This window comes from Geobacillus lituanicus (genome assembly GCF_050994965.1).
Lineage (GTDB): Bacteria > Bacillota > Bacilli > Bacillales > Anoxybacillaceae > Geobacillus > Geobacillus stearothermophilus.
In genome coordinates this window covers 2,406,738-2,431,914 of record NZ_CP194773.1, presented here as the reverse complement: position 1 = coordinate 2,431,914, position 25,177 = coordinate 2,406,738, and the positions used below count along the sequence as shown (strand labels likewise).

The 25,177-nt window shown below is 53.3% G+C and carries 25 protein-coding genes, 1 pseudogene and 1 riboswitch; all 26 genes and pseudogenes read left to right on the top strand.

What is annotated here, in order from left to right; translation table 11 throughout:
• Positions 1–115: 115 nt before the first annotated feature.
• The 26 genes and pseudogenes from nagA to ACR1UW_RS12245 all read left to right on the top strand — a co-directional run bounded on the left by nagA (position 116) and on the right by ACR1UW_RS12245 (position 25,136).
• Positions 116–1,318 carry an N-acetylglucosamine-6-phosphate deacetylase gene (gene nagA, locus ACR1UW_RS12370; RefSeq protein WP_498933536.1) on the top strand — a complete coding sequence of 401 codons (1,203 nt, stop codon included), beginning with the start codon at positions 116–118 and terminating at the stop codon, positions 1,316–1,318.
• Positions 1,309–2,070, top strand: a complete 762-nt coding sequence (gene nagB / locus ACR1UW_RS12365) for a glucosamine-6-phosphate deaminase (protein ID WP_498933534.1) — start codon at positions 1,309–1,311, stop codon at positions 2,068–2,070. Before nagA ends, nagB begins: the two co-directional genes overlap by 10 nt.
• Positions 2,067–2,795 carry a GntR family transcriptional regulator gene (locus ACR1UW_RS12360; RefSeq protein WP_498933532.1) on the top strand — a complete coding sequence of 243 codons (729 nt, stop codon included), beginning with the start codon at positions 2,067–2,069 and terminating at the stop codon, positions 2,793–2,795. Before nagB ends, ACR1UW_RS12360 begins: the two co-directional genes overlap by 4 nt.
• 20 nt (positions 2,796–2,815) lie before the next feature.
• Positions 2,816–4,180 (top strand): N-acetylglucosamine-specific PTS transporter subunit IIBC, encoded by a 1,365-nt coding sequence (nagE, locus tag ACR1UW_RS12355; RefSeq protein ID WP_063210908.1) that lies wholly within the window; start codon positions 2,816–2,818, stop codon positions 4,178–4,180.
• Positions 4,181–4,229: 49 nt separating this feature from the next.
• Complete coding sequence (locus tag ACR1UW_RS12350) at positions 4,230–5,147, top strand: DUF7916 family protein (RefSeq protein ID WP_050367481.1); 918 nt, start codon at positions 4,230–4,232, stop codon at positions 5,145–5,147.
• A 226-nt stretch (positions 5,148–5,373) separates the two neighbouring features.
• On the top strand, positions 5,374–6,123 hold the full coding sequence (locus ACR1UW_RS12345) for a sensor histidine kinase (protein ID WP_289666796.1): 750 nt from the start codon (positions 5,374–5,376) through the stop codon (positions 6,121–6,123).
• 3 nt (positions 6,124–6,126) lie between these two features.
• On the top strand, positions 6,127–6,828 hold the full coding sequence (locus ACR1UW_RS12340) for a response regulator transcription factor (protein WP_094238898.1): 702 nt from the start codon (positions 6,127–6,129) through the stop codon (positions 6,826–6,828).
• Positions 6,828–8,117: a hypothetical protein gene (locus tag ACR1UW_RS12335; protein WP_498933528.1), complete on the top strand. Its 1,290-nt coding sequence runs from the start codon at positions 6,828–6,830 to the stop codon at positions 8,115–8,117. Before ACR1UW_RS12340 ends, ACR1UW_RS12335 begins: the two co-directional genes overlap by 1 nt.
• An 81-nt stretch (positions 8,118–8,198) precedes the next feature.
• Entirely contained in the window at positions 8,199–9,104 is a 906-nt protein-coding gene (locus ACR1UW_RS12330; protein WP_041470264.1) for an acetamidase/formamidase family protein, read from the top strand.
• A 13-nt stretch (positions 9,105–9,117) separates the two neighbouring features.
• Positions 9,118–10,482 (top strand): APC family permease, encoded by a 1,365-nt coding sequence (locus ACR1UW_RS12325; RefSeq protein ID WP_014196229.1) that lies wholly within the window; start codon positions 9,118–9,120, stop codon positions 10,480–10,482.
• 816 nt (positions 10,483–11,298) lie between these two features.
• Positions 11,299–12,546, top strand: a complete 1,248-nt coding sequence (locus ACR1UW_RS12320; protein WP_498933526.1) for an RNA-guided endonuclease InsQ/TnpB family protein — start codon at positions 11,299–11,301, stop codon at positions 12,544–12,546.
• Between the two features lie 217 nt (positions 12,547–12,763).
• Positions 12,764–14,212 carry an IS66-like element ISGst1 family transposase gene (locus tag ACR1UW_RS12315; RefSeq protein ID WP_050367479.1) on the top strand — a complete coding sequence of 483 codons (1,449 nt, stop codon included), beginning with the start codon at positions 12,764–12,766 and terminating at the stop codon, positions 14,210–14,212.
• A gap of 305 nt (positions 14,213–14,517) precedes the next feature.
• Positions 14,518–14,699: pseudogene (locus tag ACR1UW_RS12310) on the top strand (IS982 family transposase); the annotation flags it as partial.
• Between the two features lie 45 nt (positions 14,700–14,744).
• On the top strand, positions 14,745–15,212 hold the full coding sequence (locus ACR1UW_RS12305; protein WP_369806431.1) for an NUDIX hydrolase: 468 nt from the start codon (positions 14,745–14,747) through the stop codon (positions 15,210–15,212).
• A 69-nt stretch (positions 15,213–15,281) separates the two neighbouring features.
• A riboswitch (cobalamin riboswitch) is annotated at positions 15,282–15,480 on the top strand.
• Positions 15,481–15,619: 139 nt separating this feature from the next.
• Positions 15,620–16,576 carry an ABC transporter substrate-binding protein gene (locus ACR1UW_RS12300; protein WP_063330772.1) on the top strand — a complete coding sequence of 319 codons (957 nt, stop codon included), beginning with the start codon at positions 15,620–15,622 and terminating at the stop codon, positions 16,574–16,576.
• Positions 16,563–17,597, top strand: coding sequence for a FecCD family ABC transporter permease (locus ACR1UW_RS12295; protein WP_498935309.1), 1,035 nt, complete (start codon positions 16,563–16,565; stop codon positions 17,595–17,597). Before ACR1UW_RS12300 ends, ACR1UW_RS12295 begins: the two co-directional genes overlap by 14 nt.
• The gene (locus ACR1UW_RS12290; protein ID WP_033010504.1) at positions 17,594–19,066 is read left to right on the top strand and encodes an adenosylcobinamide amidohydrolase; all 1,473 of its coding nucleotides are present in this window, start codon (positions 17,594–17,596) and stop codon (positions 19,064–19,066) included. The genes ACR1UW_RS12295 and ACR1UW_RS12290 overlap by 4 nt, the downstream gene beginning before the upstream one ends.
• The gene (gene cbiB, locus ACR1UW_RS12285) at positions 19,063–20,034 is read left to right on the top strand and encodes an adenosylcobinamide-phosphate synthase CbiB (RefSeq protein ID WP_289668628.1); all 972 of its coding nucleotides are present in this window, start codon (positions 19,063–19,065) and stop codon (positions 20,032–20,034) included. The genes ACR1UW_RS12290 and cbiB overlap by 4 nt, the downstream gene beginning before the upstream one ends.
• A complete protein-coding gene (gene cobD / locus ACR1UW_RS12280; protein WP_289642979.1) occupies positions 19,991–21,061 on the top strand; it encodes a threonine-phosphate decarboxylase CobD in 1,071 nt (356 codons plus the stop codon). Before cbiB ends, cobD begins: the two co-directional genes overlap by 44 nt.
• Positions 21,058–21,615: a bifunctional adenosylcobinamide kinase/adenosylcobinamide-phosphate guanylyltransferase gene (locus ACR1UW_RS12275; RefSeq protein ID WP_033010508.1), complete on the top strand. Its 558-nt coding sequence runs from the start codon at positions 21,058–21,060 to the stop codon at positions 21,613–21,615. Before cobD ends, ACR1UW_RS12275 begins: the two co-directional genes overlap by 4 nt.
• Positions 21,612–22,397, top strand: coding sequence for an adenosylcobinamide-GDP ribazoletransferase (locus ACR1UW_RS12270; RefSeq protein ID WP_047818617.1), 786 nt, complete (start codon positions 21,612–21,614; stop codon positions 22,395–22,397). Before ACR1UW_RS12275 ends, ACR1UW_RS12270 begins: the two co-directional genes overlap by 4 nt.
• Positions 22,355–23,005, top strand: coding sequence for a histidine phosphatase family protein (locus tag ACR1UW_RS12265; RefSeq protein ID WP_033010510.1), 651 nt, complete (start codon positions 22,355–22,357; stop codon positions 23,003–23,005). Before ACR1UW_RS12270 ends, ACR1UW_RS12265 begins: the two co-directional genes overlap by 43 nt.
• Positions 22,939–23,355: a bifunctional adenosylcobinamide kinase/adenosylcobinamide-phosphate guanylyltransferase gene (locus ACR1UW_RS12260; protein ID WP_033013967.1), complete on the top strand. Its 417-nt coding sequence runs from the start codon at positions 22,939–22,941 to the stop codon at positions 23,353–23,355. The genes ACR1UW_RS12265 and ACR1UW_RS12260 overlap by 67 nt, the downstream gene beginning before the upstream one ends.
• 14 nt (positions 23,356–23,369) lie before the next feature.
• Entirely contained in the window at positions 23,370–23,948 is a 579-nt protein-coding gene (locus ACR1UW_RS12255) for a cob(I)yrinic acid a,c-diamide adenosyltransferase (protein ID WP_150825603.1), read from the top strand.
• A complete protein-coding gene (locus tag ACR1UW_RS12250; RefSeq protein ID WP_498933520.1) occupies positions 23,945–24,427 on the top strand; it encodes an ECF transporter S component in 483 nt (160 codons plus the stop codon). Before ACR1UW_RS12255 ends, ACR1UW_RS12250 begins: the two co-directional genes overlap by 4 nt.
• Complete coding sequence (locus ACR1UW_RS12245) at positions 24,420–25,136, top strand: AIR synthase related protein (protein WP_033010514.1); 717 nt, start codon at positions 24,420–24,422, stop codon at positions 25,134–25,136. The genes ACR1UW_RS12250 and ACR1UW_RS12245 overlap by 8 nt, the downstream gene beginning before the upstream one ends.
• Positions 25,137–25,177 lie beyond the last annotated feature (41 nt).

Genomic DNA, 25,177 nt, shown 5'->3' with positions numbered 1-25,177 from the left:
GGAAGAGCGGGGAAGCCACAGCTTCCCTGCTTCTTTCACGTTGAAGTTTTTTTATAGTGGTATAGACAACTAGAATATATAATATTATTATAAAAGCAGAAGGTGTGAAATCGCGATGAAACGATGGATATTGAAAAATGCTGCGGTGTATGCAGAAGCAGACAACATTCAACAAGGGTATGTGCTGATCGAAGGGGAAAAAGTGGCGTCCATTGGCCCGATGTCGTCGTGCCCGGCAGAAGCGGGGGCGGAAGTGATCGAGCTTTCTCCACGGTTTGCTGTCGTGCCTGGTTTCATTGACGTTCATATCCACGGGGCGGCTGGAGCGGATGTTATGGATGCGACCCCGGAGGCGCTTGACAAGATGGCCAACGCCTTGCCGGCGGAAGGGACGACCAGTTTCCTGGCGACGACGATGACGGCGCCAAGCGAACAAATCGAAGCGGCGCTTCGAAATGTCGCCCGTTATATGGCCGAGGAGAATCGCCCAGGGGTGGCGGAGGTGCTCGGTGTTCATCTGGAAGGACCGTTTTTGTCGCCGAAGCGCGCCGGGGCGCAGCACCCGCGCCATCTCGCCGATCCGGACATCTCACTGTTCCAACACTGGCAAAAGGCGGCAGGCGGCCACATCCGCCTTGTCACGCTTGCCCCGGAGCGGAACGGGGGGCTGGAACTTGCCTCCTACTTGAAACAGACGGGTGTGATCGCTTCGATCGGCCATTCCGATGCCGTTTACGACGAAGTAAAAGCGGCGGTCCATGCAGGGGTGACGCATGCGACCCACCTGTTCAATGGGATGCGCGGCATCCATCACCGTGAACCGGGTGTCGCCGGTGCGGTGCTTATGTTTGAAGAAGTCATGTGCGAGCTGATCGCCGATGGGCTGCACGTCGCGCCGCCGATGGTTCGCTTCGCTTACCGGAATAAAGGAAGCGAGGGGCTTATCTTAATCACCGACGCCATGCGGGCGAAATGTCTCGGCGATGGGGAGTATGATCTCGGCGGCCAAGAGGTGGAAGTCTGCGGCGGGGAGGCGCGGCTTGCCGACGGAACGCTGGCGGGAAGCGTGCTCAAGCTTGGCGAGGCCATCCGCCGTGTGCTCGATTATACTGGCTGCGCGCTTGAAGAGGTGATCCGCATGGCGAGCTGGAATCCGGCGAAACAGCTTGGCTTGCTTGATCGGAAAGGCAGCTTGCGGCCCGGCAAAGACGCCGATGTCGTCGTGTTGAATGAACGATATGAAGTCATGATGACGTTTTGCCGTGGCGCCCTTGCCTATCGCAAGCAGGATGAAAGGGGTGAAGAGCGATGGCTTTGAAGCTTTTGAAAGCTGCTGACTACGCAGAGATGAGCCGCCAAGCGGCGGACATCATCATCAAACAAGTCAAGGAAAAGCCGAACGCCGTTCTCGGCTTGGCGACCGGCTCGACGATGCTCGGCGTGTACCGCGAATTGGCCGCCGATCATCGTCAGAATGGGACATCGTATCGGCTTGTGCGCACGGTCAATTTGGATGAATATGTCGGCCTTGGTCCGGATCATCCGAACAGCTATCGCCATTATATGAATGAGCATTTGTTTTCAAAGCTTGACATCCCGCTTCACGAGACGCATGTGCCGAACGGCTTGGCTGCTGATCTTGACGAAGAATGCCGCCGCTACGAACGGCTCATCGATGAAGTGGGCGGCATCGATTTGCAGCTTTTGGGCATCGGACGCAACGGCCATATCGGCTTTAACGAACCAGGGACGCCGTTTTCATCGCCGACCCATGTCGTCGAGCTTGCCGAATCTACGCGCAAGGCAAACGCCCGCTTTTTTGGGTCGTTGGATGACGTGCCGCGCCGTGCCATTACGATGGGGATTGCGACCATTTTGCGCAGCCGCCGCCTCGTGCTGTTGGCGTCGGGACGAGAAAAAGCAGAGGCCATGGCTCGGCTTTTAGAAGGCGTTGTCACCCCGGACTTGCCGGCTTCCGCGCTTCACCTTCATCCGGACGTGACGATCATTGCCGACCGGGAGGCGCTCTCGCTCATTCCGAAGGAAAAGCGGCGGGTGGATGCGCCATGATCGATAAACAATCGCCGATTCCGATTTACTATCAGCTCGAGCAATATATAAAAGAAAAGATTGAAAAAGGAGAATGGCAGCCGGGCGAGATAATCCCGTCTGAGCGCGAGTTGGCGGAAATGTATGACATCAGCCGGATGACCGTTCGGCAGGCGGTCAACAATTTAGTGAACGATGGCTATCTCATCCGCCGGCGCGGGAAGGGGACGTTTGTCGCCGCCCAAAAAATCGAGCAGCCGCTGAAAGGGCTGACGAGCTTTTCCGAAGATATGCGGGCGCGCGGCATGGAGCCGGACACCATCGTTCTTGGCTTTGAAACGGTGCCGGCTTCCGGGAAACTGGCCGAATGGCTCGCTGTTAAGGAAGGGGACGCTCTTTACGAAATTCGCCGCCTCCGTTTAGCCGACGGTTCGCCGATGGCGCTGGAGACGCTCTACATTCCCGTCCATCTTGTTCCCGGGCTGACGCGTGATGTTGTAAGCGGTCCCGTCTATGAATTTATCGAAAAGGAAAAAGGGTTGATCATCGGTTCTGCTGTTCAAACACTGGAAGCGTCCGTCGCCCGCAAGCTGGAAGCCGAGCATTTGCAGGTGAAAGAAGGGGCGCCGGTGCTGCTGCTTGAGCGCCGCACATACCTTGATGACGGCCGGCCGCTCGAAGTCGTCAAATCGGTGTACCGCGGTGATCGGTACAAATTCATCGTTGAAATGGAACGGCGAAAATAAAAAGGGAGGAATGAATGGTTATGTTAGGATTTTTGCAGCGTCTCGGAAAAGCGTTAATGCTGCCGATTGCTGTTTTGCCGGCGGCTGGATTGTTGCTTCGGCTCGGCCAGCCGGACTTATTAGATATTCCATTTATCGCTGCTGCAGGTGATGCGGTGTTTTCCAACTTGGCGTTGATTTTCGCCATCGGCGTCGCCATCGGCTTTTCAAAGGACGGCAACGGCGCCGCCGCACTCGCTGGGGCGATCGGCTATTTTGTTTTGACGAAAGGCGCTGCCGCGATTGATAAAGACATCAACATGTCTGTATTAGGCGGCATGATCTCCGGGGTGATCGCCGGGCTTTTATACAACCGTTATCATGATATCAAGTTGCCCGACTGGCTCGGCTTTTTCGGCGGCCGGCGGTTTGTGCCGATCGTGACATCGCTTGTTATGCTCGTGCTTGCTCTCGTTTTCGGCTACATTTGGCCGCCGATTCAAGACGGCATTAATGCGGTCGGCCATTGGATCGTTGGCGCCGGTGCTGTTGGCGTCGGCATTTTTGGATTCTTAAACCGGCTGCTGATTCCGGTCGGATTGCACCATGTGTTAAACAGTTTTGTCTGGTTTGTCTTTGGCGAATATAACGGCAAAACTGGCGATTTAAGCCGCTTTTTCGCCGGTGACCCGGATGCGGGCATTTTTATGGCCGGCTTCTTCCCGGTGATGATGTTCGGTCTCCCGGCGGCAGCGCTGGCGATGATCGCCGCGGCGAAAAAAGAGCGGCGCAAAGCGGTCGCGGGCGCGCTCCTTGGCGTGGCGTTGACGTCATTTTTAACCGGGATTACGGAGCCAATTGAATTTTTGTTTATGTTTTTATCGCCGCTCTTGTACGTCGTTCATGCCGTGTTGACCGGCTTGTCGCTCGCGGTGGCGACGGCGCTTGATATCCATCACGGGTTTACGTTCTCAGCCGGTGCGATTGACTTTTTCTTAAACTACGGCATTGCGCAAAAACCGTATTTGTTGATTGTTCAAGGATTCATCTATGCCGTGATCTATTTCGTTGTCTTCTATTTCTTGATTACGAAGCTGGATTTAAAAACACCGGGGCGTGAAGACGACGTAGAAGGCGAGTTTACCGACAGCGGTGCCGCGCAGTCGGGCGTCAAATATGAGGACCTTGCTGCAAAATATATCGAGGCGTTAGGAGGAAAAGATAATCTCGCGCAAATTGACAATTGTGTCACACGCTTGCGCCTAAAAGTGAAAGACATGTCAAAAGTCAACGAAGCAGAATTGAAACGTTTGGGAGCGAAAGGCGTGCTTCGCCTCAACCAAACGGATTTGCAAGTGGTCGTTGGCACGGATGTCGAATTTCTGGCCAACGCTATGAGAAAATAAGGAACAACGAAGCCGTTCTTTTAAGGGACGCCAGAAAGGGGGAGCTCCGGTGAAGCGGCTGTTGGATTGCAACGCCTCCGATTTTCGTCGGATGACAGGAAAACAGTTAAAACAATCGATTCAAGCGTCAGAAGGCAGGGTGATCGTCGCGGAAGTCGTCGGGGAATTCGCGCCGCTGTATCCGGCGGTCACCAACGCTGAACTGGCCACGGCGTTTGGGGCGGATTTGCTGTTGTTGAATTGGTTCGATGTGTTCCGGCCGGTTGTGAACGGGTTGGACACGAACGAACCGAATCAAATGGTGGAACGGTTAAAGCAGTTGACAGGGCGCCCGGTTGGCGTCAATTTGGAGCCGGTTGACCCAAATGCAAAACAGCTTGAGGAGCTTGCGACGCCGCCAAAAGGGAGAATGGCAACGGCCGAGTCGCTGCAACAAGCAAAACAGCTAGGATTTGATTTTGTTTGCCTAACCGGAAACCCGAAAACAGGCGTGACGAATGATGAGATTGTGAAAGCCATCGAAACGGCGCGGTCCATTTTAGGCGAGGATGCTCTCGTGATGGCTGGGAAAATGCACGCGGCAGGCGTTGCCGATGAAGCGGGAAGCGGGATCGTATCGGAAGAAGTGGTGGTGCGTTTCATTCACGCTGGTGCGGATGTCGTTTTGATGCCGGCTCCTGGAACGGTGCCGGGGGTGACATTAGACAAGACAGAGAAGCTTGTTCAGGTGGCGCATGAACATGGGGCGCTTGCGATGCTGACGATCGGCACAAGCCAAGAAGGAGCTGACGAGAGTACGATTCGTCAAATCGCGCTTGCAAGCAAAATGGCTGGGGCGGATCTACATCATATCGGCGACGCTGGCTATCATGGCATCGCTGTTCCAGAGAATATTATGGCGTATTCGATCGCCATTCGCGGCAGACGCCATACGTATATTCGCATGGCAAGATCGCCGTTGAGATAAAGTGGAATATGATCAGTCGGTCCCAAAAGCATTCGCTTTTGGGGCGTTTTTTTGCCGGGAGAGGATAGGATGGGAGCTAAGATGATGGAAAAATAAGTTTGCGGATGTGGGAAACATTTGCCTTGTACCGCCGCCTCTATTTATTTTGTGATCAAATGAAAGAACAAATTTGTGATAAAATGAAAAAACAAATGGGAAAGCATTGCGAGTGGCGGGGAGAATATTGATGATTGCCGAGCCATTATTTCATCTCATTCTCATTTTCAGCGTATTGTTGCCGCTTGTATCGTTGACAGTGTTGGCGCTGTTGGGGGTAGCAGAAAAAGAAGTGGATTATTGGCAGTTGGAACATGCGCGCCTTCGACTGGAAAAAGAACTTCAAGAAAGCAAGTATATGCAGCTCCATCAACAAATCCGACCGCATTTCTTTTTCAATGCGTTGAATGCTTTCTTATCCTTGGCACGCTTAGGAAAAAATGAAGAAATGATTCGGGGAATGGAGCATTTTGCGCTGTTTTTGCGTGATAGCTATGAGACGAAACAGCCGCTTATTCCGTTCAAACAAGAATGGGCGCATACAAGCAACTATCTAGCGGTGCAGCAGCTTCGCTTCGGTTCACGGCTGTCGGTGTCGGTGCAAATGGATCCGGATGGAGAGCGTGCGCTCATTCCTTCTTATACGTTGCAAACGCTGGTGGAAAACGCATTCAAACATGGCCTTGAGAAAAAAGCGGGTGAAAAATGTTTGGCGATCGATTTTCGACGCCAAGGCAACTGGGTATATTTGCGCGTCTGCGATAATGGCAATGAAGGGAAGGAGTTATCCATCGCGAATGGAGGTATCGGCTTGGATAATTTGCGCAAGCGGTTTGCTCTTTTGTTTGATTTGCCAACTCAGCTCGTGTTGCAAAAAGATGAGCGCGGGTGGACAGAGGCGCTTGTCGTTTGGCCGTATGTTCCAGGGGATGAGGGATAAACGATGAAGGTGTTGATTGTCGATGATGAATATTTAGAATTGGAACAACTCACGTATTTGGTGAAGCGGAAATATCCGCATTGGGAAGTATGGCCGGCGGAGGATGCCGCAGAGGCGAAACGGTTGGCCGCATCCCATCGCTTCCGGCTGGCGCTGATCGATATCCACCTTCCTGGACAGTCCGGGTTGGATTTGGCCTATGAGCTCAAACAAAAACAGCCCGATCTAGCCTTGATCATTATCACAGCCTACCAAGATTTTGCTTATGCCAAACGGGCGATTCAGCTTGAAGTGCTCGACTACTTGGTGAAGCCGCTCATCGAGAGCGAGTTTGATCAAGCGCTGTCGAAATTTGAACAAAAGCATCCGGAAGCGCTCGTCTCGTCCCCGCTCATCCGCGCGGCGCTCGAATATGTGCACTGTCATTATGCGCAAAAAATCAGCTTAACCGAGGTAGCCGCTGCCGTGCATGTACATCCAGCCTATTTGAGCAGGCTGTTTGTTGAGGAGATCGGCATCCATTTTAAGGATTACGTCAATCGATATCGGATTGAAAAGGCGAAAGAGCTGTTGACCAAAAAGCCGGATTGGTCCATGGCACGCATTGCTGAGGAGACGGGGTTTTCCAGCCAACATCATTTCAGCCATTTGTTTCGAAAATATGTCGGCATCTCACCTACGAAGTATAAGGAGAACAATGGATAATGGACTGGTATATGCTTTTATTCATGGCATGCGTACTGCTGCTTGCTGCCGTGCCGCATATTGGTCGCTCCAGTTTTATCGGAGCGGAGGCGCTTGGATTAAGCAAAGGGGTCAATGCTCTGTTGTTGCGTTTCGCATCCGGGGAGCTGCTGTTGTTTGGATGTTATGCTTTTATTCGAGGTGGAGTGGCGGCGGGAGTGGTGACGGCTATGGCGGTATGGACTGCCGTTTTTGTGCTTTGGCGTTCAGCAGCAGCCGGACGCTATCGTTCCCTAACAAAGGAAGGGGATCGCTGGCCGGACTGCTGTTTTACGGCGCGGGCTTTGTTTTTCTTTCGGTTTTTTGTTCGCCTTCTTTCGATCGGCCGGCTGCTTACCGTTGTCGTGTTATGTGCCTATTTGTTGCAGCAACTCTTTCGTTTTTCTCCGACTTTTTTATTCATTTGGTTCGTCTATGTGTACGTGTTTACCGTGCTCGCCGGTTGGTTGGGGATGCGGAAAATCGGAACGGTTCTGCTATACATTGTTTATATAGTGATGGGAATGGTTCCGTTTGCCTATTATCTAACGGGTGGTGTGGCGCGGCAATATGAGATGATTGTACGCACTGTCCCAGCTTCCCTCGATGTGAACATGGTTTCGTTGTTCGTGTTATTTTGGGCTGTGCTGGCGGCGGCTGCCGGGCAATGGTTGGCCGACGAGTATGTATGGGATATTGCATCAATATTGAAAAAAGAACGCGTTGCGCTGACGTTTTCTATGGCCGCGTTTTGCCTTGCTCCGCTTCCGTTGGCCGTCGCAGCCTTATGCGTCCCGTATGCGGCGGCCGCTTCGACTGCCGCCATACTGAAACGGTGGCTGCTTCATTCTTCTGTCTTGATTGCTTGGCCGCTTACTATTGCCTTTCTGGCGGCGTTGTCACTTAGCTTATCCCTTTCCTTGCATTCCGTTGTGCAAATTTTTTGGCACAGGTGGAGCAGGCATCTCTCATGGACATATGTCATCTCTTTTTTGCTTGTACTAGCCCTCTTTTTTATTGCTCCTCTTCTTCCGATGCGGATGGTCATGTTTTCGACCGCCTTGCTTGCCTCCTCGTGTTTTGGGTTGGCTGCTTTACGGACAGGAGAGAAACCGATGGGGGTTATAGGCATGATCGGATGGGTATGTTTGTTTGTGATCGCCTGGCGATGGGGAATGCGCCATAACGTGCTGGAGGCCATAGCATGGAATGGGATTGGCGGTTTCTTGTTTACTCAGATTTATCGATTAATTCAAAAAATAAAGAAGTAACAAAAATGAATCAAAAAAATGCAAAACAGTTTGTTTGCTCCCTGTTATAATGAGACAAAAACGAAAGGGAGGAAAGCGGACATGTCATTTGTTCCATGCACAACGGCCATTTATTCATTTAGCAAAAACCACCAACCGGTTCGAACAGTCCAGTCAGGGGAAACGTTTGTCATCGAAACGTACGACTGTTTCCAAAATCAAATTACTTCAAGCGAAACGCCGTTTGACTCGATCGATTGGAATCATATCAATCCGGCGACCGGACCGATCTATATTGAAGGGGCGGAACCCGGTGACATTTTAGCGGTAAAAATTGAACAGATTCGCCTCAAAGGACAGGGGGTCATGGCTGTCGGACCAGGGCTCGGGGTGCTTGGAGACCGGATTCCGCAGTTTGAGGCAAAAATGATTCCAGTAGAAGAAAACCGGGCTATATTTGACGAGCATCTTTCTATTCCATTAAATCCAATGATTGGCGTCATCGGGGTAGCGCCGAGCGGTGAGGATGTGTCGTGCGGGACGCCCGGGCCGCATGGAGGCAATATGGATACAAAGCTCATTACAACAGGAGCAACCGTTTATTTTCCTGTATTTGTAAAAGGTGCATTGTTTGCATTGGGTGACTTGCATGCGGCGATGGGGGACGGCGAAATCGGTGTGTCGGGCATTGAAATCCCGGGGGAAGTGACGGTCACCGTCCGGGTGATGAAAGGATATTCGCTCAACCATCCACTGTTGCAAAACGATGATGGCATTGCGACGATCGTCTCGGCCAAAACGTTGGATGAAGCGGTCAAACAGTCGGTTGAGGAAATGGTTGATTTGCTGTTGCCGCATACTCCGTTGACGCTGAACCATTTGACGATGGTGCTCAGCGCTGCCGGTCAGACACAAATCAGCCAAGTCGTTGACCCGCTCGTCACGGCGCGTTTCTTTGTACCGCGATTTGTGCTTGAAGCGTATGGCATCCGCCTATTTGAGGATTGAGGAGGGAACGGCGATGGCGCAACTTGAAACGAACACATCGGTTGAGTCGCTCGGTTATAAACAGGAATTAAAACGGTCGCTCACATTTGTTGATTTGTTGATTTACGGAATGGTGTTCATGGTGCCGATCGCTCCTTTCGGCATTTACGGGTATGTAGCGCAAGGGTCAAAAGGGATGGTCGCCTTAGCATACTTAATCGGAATGGTGGGGATGATTTTCACCGCCTTGAGCTACGCTAGAATGGCCGAAGCGTTTCCAATCGCTGGTTCGGTGTATTCTTACGCCCAGCGGGGAATGAATGAATATGTCGGTTTTATGGCAGGCTGGGTCATTTTGCTTGATTACATTTTCGTTCCGGCTCTTCTCTATTTGGTCAGCGCTGCTGCCTTAGCCGATATTGTGCCGCAAGTGCCGATTTCCGTGTGGCTCATTCTGTTCATTGGCATGAATACGATCATTAATATTCTTGGAATCGAGATGACGGCCAAAGCGAACAAAGTGATTGTTGTTTTAGAGCTCATCGTCCTTGCAGTGTTTGTGATCACAGGAATGATTGCGATTATAAAAGGCGTCAATGGAGCGCAGTTTACGTTCAAACCGTTGTACGATCCGAACCATTTCAGCATGGGGACGGTGATGGGGGCGGTGTCGGTGGCCGTCTTGAGCTTCCTTGGTTTTGATGCGGTGTCGACGCTGGCTGAGGAAACAAGGGACGGGAAATCATCGATCGGCAAAGCGATCATTTTCGCTTTGCTCGTTGTCGGTGCGCTTTTCATCGTGCAAACATGGGTCGCTGCTCTCATTTGGCCTGATTATACGACGTTTAAAAATGCGGACGTGGCGTTTTATCAGATTGCGGAGCTGGCAGGCGGACCATGGTTAAAATGGACAACGATCGTCGCTACCGCGCTTTCGTGGGGGATCGCAAACGCGCTCGTCGCCCAGGCAGCCATCTCTCGCATTTTGTACAGCATGGGTCGCGACCGTAAACTGCCCAGTGTGCTGGCTAAAGTGCATCCGAAATTTCAAACGCCATACGTCAGCACATTGCTTGTAGCTGTGATTTCGCTCATTGTCACGACGGTGTTCGCCTCACAAATTGATAAACTCGCTTCGCTTGTCAACTTTGGCGCCCTGACGGCTTTCCTCTTTTTGCATGTATCAGTGATGAACTATTTCTTGCGCAAACAAAAGAGTAACGATTATATCAATCATCTCTTGTTTCCGCTCATCGGTTTTGTTATCATCGGCTATGTATGGATGAACCTGGACCCGCTCAGCAAAAAGCTCGGATTGATTTGGATCGCGATTGGACTCGTTTACCTGATCTTTTTGCGGCTCACGAACAAAGACTCCCGTCTAAGCGGGGAACTGTAGTCGCTTGTAAGGCCTGACGCCGTCATAAAAGGCGTTGGGTCTTTGATTTTTAGAGGCGATGAAACGTTTTTCCGATCTCGACGTATTACATAGACTCCCATGACAAAAAAATTTCGTCACCATCGGAAGGATGAAAACAACCTTCTGTCGAATGGTCTCCTTGCAGCTGGGGTCATGAGGTCGTTGTATCTATGGTACGTAAAAGTCCGATATATAGACGGACCCCAGTAGTCTGGTGCACTACGGAATGTCGCTCCCTTGAGGGAAGCACGCAGGATAGAATGCTTGAACAAAGGCTACTGCACCAGCTGTTTTCGTCTTTGCCGGTCATTGCATCCGACTGTCGAGTGACCGAACAACACCGCTTTCAGCCCCATGTATGGGTCTGAGAAGCGGGTGGTTGTTCAGTCGTCCGTCATGCCTTGGCGTGACGGAGGCAAGCAAAGGCTTGCCCTCGACAGTCGAAAAATCGATAAGAGGCTTTTCTGTCAAAGATATGTTAAACGTTTTGGTTGCACCTATATAAGTGTTTTAAGACACAGAAGGAATATTAAAATATAGGTATAGAAAGGGTTGAGGAATTTGAAGATTAAAGATGTATTTGGGGATTTGCCTACACTTACTACTGAACGTTTAATATTAAGAAAATTAACGTTAGATGATGCATATGATTTATCTTAATTAGGCGAGAAGACTCCCACTTCAACGAAGCGAAGCGGAGTAAGTGGGAGATGAATCGCCTTAACTATATTTTGCTGAAAATTAGGATAGATTCAGTAAAATATAGTATAATATAGTTAGATGGGAGGTGAAAAAATGTATTTTTGTATCAAACAACAGCTAAATGGTTTGACCAAAGAAGAATACTTGACTCTTCGAGAACTGTGCCATATTGCCAAGAACATGTACAACGTCGGATTGTACAATGTCAGACAATACTATTTTGAACACAAGGAATTTCTTAATTATGAGAAAAACTATCATCTTGCAAAAACGAACGAAAACTATAAGCTGTTGAACAGCAACATGGCACAGCAAATTTTAAAAAAGGTTAATGAGGCTTTTAAATCTTTCTTTGGCTTAGTAAAACTAGCCAAACAAGGCAAATATGACTACAAGGCTATCAGTATCCCAAAATATCTTAAAAAAGATGGCTTTCATTCACTGATCATTGGCCAGATTCGTATAGACGGCAACAAATTCACGATACCGTATTCTCGCCTATTTAAAAAGACTCACAAGCCTATCACGATAACGATTCCGCCTGTGTTACTTGACAAAAAGATTAAGCAGATTGAAATCATTCCTAAACATCATGCCAGGTTCTTTGAGATTCAGTACAAATATGAAATGCCTGAAGATCAAAGAGAATTAAATGACCAAAAAGCACTGGCGATTGATTTAGGAGTGAATAATCTTGCCACTTGTGTCACATCAGACGGCAGATCGTTCATCATTGATGGGCGGAGATTAAAAAGTATTAATCAATGGTTTAACAAAGAAAATGCCAGACTTCAAAGCATTAAAGATAAGCAAAAAATCAAAGGCACCACTCGTAAACAAGCTTTGCTTGCTATGAATCGCAATAATAAAGTGAATGATTATATCAACAAGACTTGCCGTTACATCATTAACTACTGTATTGAAAATCAAATTGGCAAACTTGTCATTGGCTATGCGGAAACATGGCAACGCAATATGAATCTAGGAAAAAAGACAAATCAAAACTTTGTCAATATTCCTCTCGGTAACATAAAAGAAAAACTAGAATATCTTTGTGAATTTTACGGCATTGAATTCTTGAAACAGGAAGAATCCTATACGTCTCAAGCCAGCTTTTTTGACGGCGATGAGATTCCTGAATATAATGCCGACAATCCAAAAGAATATAAGTTCAGCGGCAAACGTATTAAGCGCGGCTTGTATCGAACAAAGTCTGGCAAACTAATTAATGCTGATGTCAATGGCGCATTAAACATCTTAAAGAAAAGTAAAGCTGTAGACCTGAGTGTCTTATGCTCTAGCGGCGAAGTGGACACGCCTCAAAGAATAAGGATTGCTTGAAGCAGTCAAACTTCTTTGGAAGCCCCCACTTCAAATTTTCGCTAGAAAATTAAGTGGGGGTAGTTCACTTGATTATGCGTCAAATCCGGAAAACTGCAAATATTTACCTTGGAGACCTCATCATACGTAACTATTCAGCCACATCATAAAGTGAGCTGAATATTTTCTTCTTTCCTTGTCTATGATGTGAATACTGATAGACAAGGAGGTGAATCACATGTTGACGGTACAACAAGCTGTATTTACAGTTGAGGGCTTAATCGGCAAAGTCCAACAACAAAAGCAGCTCATTACTCACCAACAACAAGTCATTGAGCAACTGTTGAAAGAAAACAAACAACTACGCAAAGAAAATGAACAACTGAAGTACCGTGTTCAAGAGCTGGAAGCACGCACGAAAAAAAACAGCTCCAATAGCCATTTGCCCCCATCTTCTGACCGTTTTGAGAAAAAGCGTTCCTCCCGCGAGCCGTCTGGCAAAAAGCCTGGTGGGCAAGAGGGACATGAGGGGAAGACGCTCCGTCAAGTGGAACATCCACATCATCGTGTCGTCCACCGTGTGCATACGTGTCAAGGATGTGGAGCTTCTTTGCGTGAAGTCAAACCGTTCAAAGTCGATATCCGTCAAGTGTTTGATGTCCCTCCTGTGGCGATCGAGGTGACACAACATGAACGTGAAGTGAAATCGTGTCCACATTGTCGATGCGTGCAACAAGCCGAATTCCCATCCCATGTCACGAATCATGTGCAATACGGTCCACGGCTCACGGCGCTCGTTGTTTATTTACATCATATCCAATTGATCCCGTACAAGCGTTTAAGTGATACAATCGAAGCGTTATATCAACACTCGATTAGTACGGGAACTCTTGCCAATATGGTGAAACGAGGACGCGAATCGTTGGAATCAAATATGGACATCATCGAAGACGCCTTACTTGAATCCAACATCCTGCATGTCGATGAAACGAGTTTGCGCATCAATGGGAAACTCGCATGGGTGCATGTCGCGTGTACATCGAGATATACATACTTGGCTCCTCACGCTTCTCGTGGAAAAAAAGCGACCGATGATATCGGGATTCTTCCCCGATATGAAGGGACGATGATGCACGATGCGTTCGGTACATATCCGAAATACACACATGCCACCCATGCCCTTTGTCATGCCCACCATTTGCGTGAGTTAAAAGGATTCATCGAACAGGGGCATACGTGGGCGATGCGCATGACCACGTTTCTGTTAGCCGCCAAGCAAGCCGTCGAAGCCCATCACGGTGCACTTTCCGAAGAAGAAGCGAGACGGTGGGAACGAGTGTATGATCGCATCCTAGAAAGAGCACAACACCGATTAGAAACGATGACGCCTCTTCCGAAAAAAGCACTCGCTTTTGTTCGACGCCTTCAAAAACGAAAGGAAGAAGCGCTGCGTTTCTTACGTGAAGTACATGTTCCCTTTGATAACAACCAAGCCGAACGCGATCTTCGCATGGTCAAAGTCAAAGAGAACATTTCGGGTACGTTTCGCGAAGAAACATTCGCGCAGTCGTTTTGCATCGCAAGAAGCATCGTTTCCACACTGACGAAACACGAAAAAAACGTGTGGGATTCGTTATGTCTTCTGTTGGCAGGCGAAACGATCGATCGAGTTCTTTCCGCTACCTAGGGCATTTTCTATGACCGAAATGCCCTATTTGTGCTGGGCTTTTTTATACACTAGCACTGGGGTGAATAGTTACGTTCAATCTTTAAGAGTTTTACAAAAGTTAGGGATGCAATTTGAAGGGGTTATGAGAGAACATTGGTATATTAAAGGTAAATTTAGGGATATGGCTATATACTCTATTCTAAAACGAGATTATTTTAAACCCGTGGTGCTAGATAAAATCAGACGAGCATAAAAATAGTCCTTGTATGAAAATTTCCTTTTAAAATGAAAGTGCTCACCTAACATTAGAAAGGAGAAATCCCATACAAGAGCGTCTTCATTTTACAACGGATCAAGCGGAAATTCAAAAGCAATATACGGCGATCTTGTTCTTGGTATCAGCGCAACTGTCTGGCGGCTCTAAATGTATTGTAGCGCTGAAATCGTCATTTGTTAAAGCAAGGAAATGGGTCATAATCGCCATTCATATTCTTGGAAAGTTGTTTTGTTTGGAGAGGGCTAGGATCATTCCGCGATGTAGGAGGAGAGCTTGATGGATAAACACCAACAAGCCATTATCACCGTTTCAGCCTATATTACGAATGACACGGGAGAGGTTTTGCTTGTTAAAAGCTATGACCGCTCCGATACGTGGGAAATGCCGGGTGGACAAGTTGAACCGGGCGAGCCGCTCGATCGGGCCGTTCATCGCGAGGTGCATGAAGAGACTGGCGTTGACATCCGTCTCATCGGGGTCAGCGGCGTGTATTACAATGAAACTAAAAATATCATAAACATTGTATTTAAAGCGACATATGTGAAAGGAAACGTTTCTCCCCAGCCTGAGGAAATTCAAAAGGCGAAGTTTGTGTTGATCGATGAGTCGAATATTGATGAATATGTGACATGGCCGCATTTGAAATCGCGGGTGCTCGATGCGATGAAAAGGGGATGCTCTGTTCCTTATGAAGCATGGGTCATGAATCCGTCTCGATTGTCTGCAAGAGTGGGAAGGTGAAGTGCTGTAAATTCATAGTTGTCAAATGCCAGGCCTTGCTTTAATATAAAAATGTCCATATCCGATAACTAAATCAATTCGCAGCAAGGCGCCGAAACGGCTTAATAGGGAATCCGGTGGGAATCCGGAGCTGTCCCCGCAACTGTCAATGCGGACGAAATGAAATCGCCACTGTACGGACAGATGGCTTGCGCTGTTTTCCGTACGGGAAGGCTTCAGAGTAGGATGAAGCATGAGCCAGTAGACCTGCCTTGCTTGCCGCAGTTTCCGAATCTTCGGGGGGTGAGACGCGGAAACAGTCGCATAGGGCATTGCTGTGCCCATTGGCGGTCTGTTTCGCGCTCATTCCCCGTTCGGACGGAATGGGCTTTTTTGTTGTACATACATCATCGAAGGGGGAATGACGGATGAAACGTTGGACATGGCCGGCGGTGGTGGCGGTGTTCTTCCTTTTGGCCGCCGTGCTCGTCGGCTGTGGCGGGGCGAATGGCAGCACCGAGCCTGCGAAAAAAGAAGAACCGAAAACGGAACAAGCGGCGTTTCCAGTGACGGTGAAAGACGGGCTTGGCGAGGATGTCACGATCAAAGCGGAACCGAAAAAGATCGTCTCGCTCATCCCAAGCAATACGGAAATCGCCTATGCGTTGGGGTTGGGCGATAAGATCGTCGGCGTCAGCGATTTTGACAATTATCCGGAAGACGTCAAAACGAAAACGAAAATCGGCGGCATGGAATTCAACGTCGAGAAAATCATTTCGCTCAAACCGGATCTCGTCTTGGCCCACGCGTCAAGCGCCCATAACTCGCGCGATGGCCTCAAGCAATTGAAAGACGCCGGCATTACCGTGCTTGTCGTCAATGACGCGAAGTCGTTCGACGATGTATATGCGTCCATCGACTTGATCGGCAAAGCGACCGGGACGACAGACAAAGCGAAGCAAGTGATTGATGAGATGAAAGAGAAGCTTGCGAAAATCAAAGAAAAAGCGAAACAAATCCCGGCGGACAAACAAGCGAACGTCTGGATTGAAGTGTCGCCGCCGCCGCAAATTTATACGGCCGGCAAAGGGACGTTTATGGATGAGATGCTTCAAGTGATTTCGGCGAAAAACGTCGCCGGCAGCTTGGAAGGCTGGCCGATGGTGACGGAAGAAAAAGCCGTGGCCTATAAGCCGGATGTCATCATCACGACATACGGCGGAGCGAAGCAAGTGTTTGCGCGCGCCGCTTGGAAAGACGTGCCGGCGGTGAAAAACAAGCGGGTGTATGACGTCAACACCGACTTAGTAAGCCGCCCGGGTCCGCGCCTTGTCGAAGGGGTCGAGGAACTTGCCAAAGCCATTTACCCGGATGTGTTCAAGTAAAATGTGGATGTATATATTGGCCGTCACCGCGGCCGTGTTATCGCTTCTCGTAGGGGTATCGACAGGATCGCTGTCGATTCCCTTTTCTTCTATTGTCCGCATTTTGGCGGCTGAATGGTTCGGAGCGGCGCTGCCTCGCCACATTCCAGCTGATTGGGTGCCGATCGTGATGGCGATCCGCTTGCCGCGCGTCGTGCTTGCGTTTTTGGTCGGGGCGTCATTGGCGCTGGCCGGGGCCGCGTTTCAAGGGCTGTTAAAAAATGCGCTCGCCGATCCGTACACGCTCGGCGTCTCGTCCGGCGCGTCGGTCGGGGCGGTGCTCGTCATCTTTCTCGGCTGGCAATGGCCGTTCTTTGGCACGTTTACGCTGCCGGTCGTGAGCATCTTGTTTGGCATGGCGACGCTTGCCGCCGTGTTGGCGTTCACTCGCGCTGTGGAGCGGCGCATGTCGGTTGAGACGATCATTTTAGCCGGCATTATCTTCGGCGCGTTTTTCAGCGCGTTCATTTCGCTTATGATCGCGTTGACCGGGGAAGAATTGCGGCAAATCATCTCATGGCTGATGGGGAGCGTGGCGATGCGCGGCTGGAAATACAGCGGGCTGTTGCTGCCGTTTTTTCTCGTTGGGGCCGCAGTGCTCATCGCCAACAGCCGCGAGTTGAACGCGTTTGCCTTTGGCGAGGCGGCGGCGCTTCATGTCGGCGTTGATGTTACGCGCCGAAAAGTCATCATTTTGACGGCGGCGGCGCTGCTCACCGGCGCGGCGGTGTCGGTGTCAGGGACGATCGGCTTTGTCGGGCTTGTCGTTCCGCATATGGTTCGGCTTGTGTGCGGGCCGAACTACCGGGTGCTGTTGCCGCTGTCGCTCTTGTACGGCGGTGCGTTTCTTGTGCTTGCCGATGTGGCGGCGCGGACGATCATTGAACCGCGCGAACTGCCGATCGGCGTCATTACGTCGCTGATCGGCGCTCCGCTGTTTGCCGTCTTGTTTTTCCGAAAAACGAAACGAAAGATGGGATGACGATGCTCGAGGTGCGGGCCGTATCGCATCGATACGGGCAGCAACAAGTGCTTGATGGTGTGACGTTTGCCGTGGAAAAAGGCGAAATATTCGGCATCTTAGGGCCGAATGGCAGCGGGAAAACGACTTTGATCAAACTCATCAGCAAAGAGCTGCCGCTGGCAAGCGGGGAGATCGTCATCGATGGCCGAAAGCTCTCGGCGCTGTCTGCGAAGCAATGGGCGCGGATGGCCGCCGTCTTGCCGCAGACAGCGGAGGCGGCGCCCGGCTATACGGTGAGGGAAACGGTGGCGCTCGGCCGCTATCCTCATCAGCGCGGCTTCTTTCCGACGTGGACGGAGGACGATGAAGCCGCCCTCCGAGACGCGCTTGCGGCCGTCGGCCTGACGGGGAAAATCGATGAACCGCTCGAACGATTGAGCGGCGGCGAGCGGCAGCGCGCCTATTTGGCCCGCGCACTCGCCCAAGAGCCCAAGCTGCTCTTGCTCGATGAGCCGACGAACCATATGGATGTGAGCGGCCAAGTCCGGCTTTTGGACCGGCTCGCCGAAGCGGCGCACGCCCGCGGCTTGACGGTCGTCGCCGTTTTCCACGATATGAATGCGGCGAGCTTGTATTGCGATCGGGTGCTCGTGCTGAACAAAGGGAAAATAGCCGCGCTCGGCGCCCCTGCGGATGTCATGACGCCGGCGTTGCTTGAGGAAGTGTTTGCCGCGCCGATTGTGCGTCTGGCCCATCCGGCGTCGGCAACGCCGATGTTTTCGTTCATGCCGAACAAGAAGCAAGGGGAATCGCCGGTCGGCGGGCTGCGGCTTTCCTTTCTTGATGACGCCGCTGTGCTTACTGCGGCCGCGCCGCTTCGCGTCCTGTCCTCGGCATTGATCGGCGCCGGATTTCAATGGGCGACCCATTTTGTCAACCGCCAAGTCGGGTTGGATTACGATTGCAGTGATGCGGAAGGAGACATGCGCCGCTATTTGGAGCAGCACGGGTTTCCGCCGGAACGAACGGTCGGCATGATGACGGCGGTTGATGTCCGGGATGCTGTTTGGCTTCAGAAAGAAGGGGAAGCGTTTTCGGTTGCGGTCATGGCGACCGCTGGCGTCGGCAATGCCGTCGATGCCGCTCGGGCGTGGCAGCATCAGCCGCTAGCGGCAAGACCGGGGACGATCAACATGGTGGTGGTCATTGACGGAGTGCTGACGGAAGCAGCGTTTGTCCAGGCGGTGATGACAGCGACAGAAGCGAAGGCAAAAGCGCTCGCCGACTGTTCGGTTTGCGACCCGGAAACCGGGACGCTTGCCACCGGTACGTCGACCGATTCGCTCGCTGTGGCGGCGACGCAAACCGGGCAGGTCTTTGCCTATGCCGGAACGGCGACGGAGCTTGGCCGGGCGCTCGGCCGGCTTGTGTATGAGGCAACAGTTGAGGCGCTTGGCCGCTGGGAGAAGCGGAGGAAACGGCGATGACCCATTTGGCCGCATTGACGTTGGCGCTGTTTCTCGATGCCCTCGTGGGCGATCCGCGCTGGCTGCCGCATCCGGTGCGCGGGATGGGAATGATGATTGCGTGGCTTGATTGCCGCTGGAATCAAGGAACAAAGCGGCGGACGAAAGGGGCGGCGGCCGTGGCGGTCGTGTTGGCCGCTGTTTACGGGATATCGGCGTTCATTGTTTATGTGGGCTACGCGCTGTCCGTATACGTAGGGGTGGCGATCGAGGCGGCCCTCATTTTCACCGCCATTGCGACGAAAAGCCTCGCTGAGGCGGCTGAGGACGTGCGCCGGCCGCTGGAAGCAGGCGATCTTCCTGCGGCGCGCCGCGCGCTGTCGATGATCGTTGGCCGCGACACCGAGCGGCTCGATGAAGCCGGCATCACCCGCGCCTGCGTGGAGACGGTGGCGGAAAACACGAGCGACGGCATCACCGCTCCGCTCTTTTATGCGGCCTTGGGTGGTGCGCCGCTCGCGTTATTGTACCGGGCGGTGAACACGTGTGATTCCATGATTGGCTACAAAAATGAGAAGTATCGCGAATTTGGCTGGGCGGCCGCGCGGCTGGACGATGCGCTCAACTACATTCCAGCGCGGCTGACGGCGCTTGTGATGGTGTTGGTCTTTGGCGGCCGCCGCTTTCGTTTGGCGCTGTCGATCTTATTTCGCGATGCCCGCCGCCACCCAAGCCCGAACAGCGGCTGGCTTGAGGCGGCGATGGCCGGGCTGCTTGGGGTGCAGCTCGGCGGAACGAATACATACGGCGGCGTGGTCTCGAGGAGGCCGACGCTCGGTGACCCGGCCGCCCCGCTTCGCGCCGCCCACATTCGCCAAGCGGTCCGCATCATGATTGGAACGGTGCTAGTGTTTACATTATTGCTATGGATTGGGGGGATAATCGTTGCGTTGGCCGGCGCATGGGGCGAATCCGCGCGCGTTGTATGAGCAATGCGGATTGGCCCCTCCAGACGAATACATTGATTTCAGCGTCAATACGAATCCGTACCGGCTGCCGCCGTCAGCTTGGCCGAGCGGTGAGGAGTGGATTCGCTGGGCCGGGGAGTATCCGGATTCGGAAGCGAAGGCGCTCAGGGAGCTCGTTGCCAAGCAGGAGCAGATTCGACCCGGACAAGTGCTGATGACGAACGGGGCGGCGGAGGCGATTTATTTGTTGGCCGCGCTATTTGCCGGTCGGCGCGTCGGCATCTTGGAGCCGACGTTTTCCGAGTATCGGCGCGCCTGTCTCGCTTATGGATGCGATGTGGAGGGATTCGCGGCCGATGAAGCGCGGGGCTTTTCTTATGACTTGGATGAAGCGACTGCCTGGGCAGGCAAGCAAGACATTATCTTTTTATGCCATCCGAACAATCCGACGGGGACGGTGATGGAGGAGGGTGAATTGAGATCACTGGTGGACGCGGCGCACACGGCTGGCACCTATGTAATCATCGATGAAGCATTTTATCCGTTTTGGCGCGGCGGGTTTACGGCGATGCGCTGGTTGGGACGCTATCCGCGCCTCATTGTGCTTCGATCGTTGACGAAAATCCATCACCTGGCCGGCGCGCGCCTTGGTTATGTCGCTGCTGACGAGGCGGTGATCGCTTCGCTGAAAACGCATCAGCCGCCATGGAGCACAAACGGCATCGCCCAACAATTGGCGCTTCGTTTCATGACGATGGAATCGTTTGTCAAGTGGACGAAAGAACGGATCGCCGCCGAGCGGGAGCGGGTGTTTCGGTCGCTGCCTGCCGGGCGGTATGACGTCTCGCCATCGGTCGTGAACTTTTATTTGTTGCGTCCGTGTTCAGGACGGACAGAGGAGCTGTTTTTTCATTTGTTGAAGGAAGGGGTTGTGCCGCGCCATACGATGAATTTCCCGGGGCTTGACGGCCGCTACATCCGGCTCGCCGTCAAAACGCAGGTGGAGAATGACCGGCTGCTTGAGGCGCTTGAGAGGTGGGATGGATGATCGTGTTTGTGAGCGGCGCGGTGCGCAGCGGCAAAAGTGAAGCGGCAGAGGTGTGCGCCATCCGGCTGGCCGCTGGCGAGACGCTTCATTATGTTGCCACCGCCCGGGCTGCCGATGCGGAAATGGAAGAGCGCATTCGCCGCCATCAAGAGCGGCGCATGGGGATGACGGCGCCTTGGGTGGTGTGGGAAGCGCCGGAAGGGCCTGATCAGTTGTTGGCTGCACTTCGTCCGCCTGATGTTGTCCTTCTCGACTGCTTGACTATGTGGTGGGCGAATGTGTTATTTGCCGGAGATGAATGGAAAACAGAGGAAGGAGCGTTCGCCGCTGCCCGTTGCCTGCTCGACCAAGTGCGGGCGTGGGCGGCGGCATGCCGCGCTGTTGTCATTGTGTCCAATGAGTTGTTTTCTGGCGGCGTGCCGAATGACCTCGGCACATTTCGCTACATGAAAATGCTCGGTTGGCTTCATCAACAGTTGGTCGCGGAAGCAGAAGCCGCCGCCGTGGTGGAATGCGGTCTTCTTCGCGTGAAGAAAGGACGGTGGCCGCAATGAAGCGGGCATGGAATGGCTGGCTGCTGGCGCTGCAGCTGTTTACGATCATTCCCATCCAGCGTTCGATTGAATGGAAAGCCCCGCATGTCCGCTGGCTTGTGCGCACAATGCCGCTGGCTGGAGCGCTGCTCGGGACGCTGGCTGCCTTGGTGTACGGCGCCTGTACGGCGCTTTCGTTCGGTCCGCCTTCTTTTTTGGCTCTCCTTCTTCTTTGGCTTGGCATTTGGCTTGCCGGCGGGCTGCACGCCGACGGCTTTATGGACGTGAGCGATGCCTTTTTTTCGTACCGGGACGCCAAGCGGCGGCAAGAGATCATGGCCGATTCGCGCGTCGGCGCGTTCGCTGTGTTGTCGCTCATTTGTTTGTTATCGTTCCGCTGGCTGTTTTTGCATGAAGCGATCAAAGCGGGCATTTCCCCTGCCCTGTTTATTGCCATTCCACTGCTGTCGAGAGCCGGCGCTGTCTGGCTTCTTTCCGCCGGCAAGCTGGCCAAATCGACAGGAATGGCGGCCTCGCTTCGCGAATATAGTTCATGGCGCGATGCAGCATGGGCGCTGGGATTGGCATGCCTTGTGCTTTTGCTTCTTCCGGCGGCGGGCGTTCCGCCGGCGGCGGTTGTGGTGTTGGCTGCGGCGATGGCGCTTTGTTCCCTCGCGGCAAAGCCGTGGGCGGAAAAGCAGTTTGGCGGCGTGAGCGGCGATGTGCTCGGCGCGCTCATCGAAGGGGGAGAGACGGTGCTATGGGGCGTCCTTTGGCTGTTACGCTCATCCGTCATGGGATGACGGAACTGAATCGGCGCGATGCATATATCGGCTGGACGGACGCGCCGCTTTCGGCCGCGGAACATAGCAGGCTGCGCCGTTTGCGGGTCGAGTGGCCATATCCGGTCGACTGCATCGTGACAAGCGATCTTCGCCGTTGCTGGGAGACGGCGGCGCTGCTGTTTGGCAGCCGCGAGCCGGACTGGTGTACGAGCGGATGGCGCGAGCTTTTTTTTGGCGTCTGGGAAGGGAAAACGTTCGCCGAACTCGAAACGGATCTCGCGTACAACCGATGGCTCGAGTCGCCATTTTCGACGGCGCCGCCCGCCGGAGAAAGCTATGTTTCGTTTCAAGCGCGCATCAAACGGGCGCTCGCCGAGACGGTTGCGTTGGCTGAGCGGATGGGCGCCCGCCATGTGGCGATCGTCACCCACAGCGGTCCGATCCGTTTCGTGCTTGAACAATATGCGCCGGACGTTCGCCCGTTTTGGGAATGGAAGGTGCCGTTTTCCGGCGGGTATACGCTCGAATCAACGATCGAGCGTTGGAAAGGGGGAGAACGGTGCATTTCGTTGTCGGCGGTGCGTTCCAAGGAAAGCGAAAATGGGTGCGGGAACGGTACGGAATAAGCGACGGTGTTCATATCGTATGGCATGACGGCTATCAGGAGCCATACGGGTGGCCGGATGGCGCCAAGACGGCGAAAACAGTTGTCTTGGATGGGCTCGAAGCCGCCATCCGCCGCCTTCCGGACCCAGAGGAATGGGAGCGGTTTTTCTGCGCTTGGAAGCAGTGGGAGGAAGGAGCGGCCGGCCGCACGGTCGTCTGGATCGGGACAGACGTAACGCAAGGCGTCGTTCCGACTGACCGGCAAGAACGGCGCTGGCGCGACGCCGTCGGCCTGTGCTATCAACGGCTTGCCGCCGTATGCCATCGCGTCGACCGGCTTTGGTGCGGGTTGGCGGAACGATTAAAATAAAGGGGAGAAGAATTATGAAATTGTATACGCGGACTGGAGACAAAGGAAAAACAAGCTTAATCGGCGGGCGCGTCGATAAAGATCATTTGCGCGTCGAGGCGTATGGGACGATCGATGAGGCGAACTCGTTCATCGGCTGGGCGCTTGCCTTATTGGTGGATGATGCGCGTTTTCACGATCTTTGCGGTGAGCTGCAAAAAATCCAGCACGAGCTGTTTGACTGCGGCGGGGATTTGGCCATCGTCAACGGCAAGCTGCCGTATAAAGCGACCGAGGAGATGGTCGCCTTTTTGGAGCAGCGCATTGACGCCTATGTCCAAGAGGCGCCGCCGCTTGAAAAGTTTATTTTGCCGGGAGGGTCGAAGGCGGCTGCCGCGCTTCATCTGGCGCGCACGGTGACGAGAAGGGCGGAGCGCTGCATCGTTTCGTTGCAAAAAGCGGAGCCGATCAACGACGTTGTTCTGAAATATATGAACCGCCTGTCCGACTATTTGTTCGCTGCCGCCCGGGTTGTGAACGCCCGCTTAGGGGTGAAGGATGTCGAATATGAGCGGAGCGCCATTGTGTTCCGCGACAAGGAGGAGAAGCAATGAGCCGCCGCCTGGCTTGGATGGCTGTTTGTTTGGCGCTTTCGGTCGCCGGGTCGTTCATCAAGCTGCCGACGTTTGTCGGCAGCATCGCGTTAGACAGCGCTCCGGCGCTCGTTGCCGCCGCCATCCTTGGTCCGCGCGCCGGAGCGGCGGTTGCAGGGCTGGGGCACCTTATTTCGGCGGTGGTCGGCGGGTGGCCGCTCGGCCCGTTCCATTGGCTTGTCGCATTGGAAATGGCCGGGCTTGGCGCGCTGTTCGCCGTACTGCATCAGCGGGGATGGAAAATAGGCAGCGCCGCCGCCTTTTTCATCGGCAATGCGTTGTTAGCCCCGCTGCCGCTAGTGGGTTCGTTCGGCTGGCCGTTTGTGCTTGCCGTCATTCCGCCGCTTTCCGCCGCCGCTTTGGTCAACGTGTTGATCGCGCTGGCCGTTGCCCCGGCGGCTGCCCGTTTGATGGCGAAGGCGGGGGCGCCGCATGCGTGATGTGCTCTTCCTTCCATTGACCGAAGGCAGAGAGCTCGCCATTGCCGTCGACGGCTCGGCGGCGGTCGGGGACAAGCCGGGTGATACGGTGCATGCTCCGGCGGAGACGGTCGCATATTTTGCCGCCCGCGTCGCCTTGATGGAATTGCTGAGCGTCGGGGCGGAAGCAAACGCCGTCGTCTTGCAAAACTTTATGGGGGATGACCGATGGGAAGCGCTTTGCCGCGGCATTGAACGAGTCTGCCATGAACTTTCTCTTCGCCTTCCGGTCACCGGCAGCACGGAATCGAATTTTTCCACCGTCCAGTCGGCGCTTGGCGTGATGGCGGTCGGAACGGTGGCGGCCGAACGGAAGCGGATCGGCGTCACGCCGGAGGGAGCGAAGTTTGCCGTCATCGGCCGCCCGCTTGTCGGCCCGGCCGTGCTGGCGCATCCTCAATGGGTCGCGCCGCTTTCGCTGTTTGTTGAGCTTCTCGCCTCTCCGTCTGTTTATGAGCTCGTCCCGATCGGTTCCAAAGGCATTTACTACGAATGGATGCAACTGTCGGCCGCCAACGGCCGCCAAGGGCGGGCCTGCGCCTGCCCGCTGCCGCTCTTTGCCTCTGGTGGTCCGGCGACGTCGTTTTTGATCAGCTATGACCGGGCGGCAGAGGGCGCATTGCGGAAGCGAGCCGGCCGCCTCTTTTTTCCGCTCTTTGCCGAGCGATAGCCGGTTCGCTCGGCCTTCTTCCTTTTTCGTCCAAAAAAATG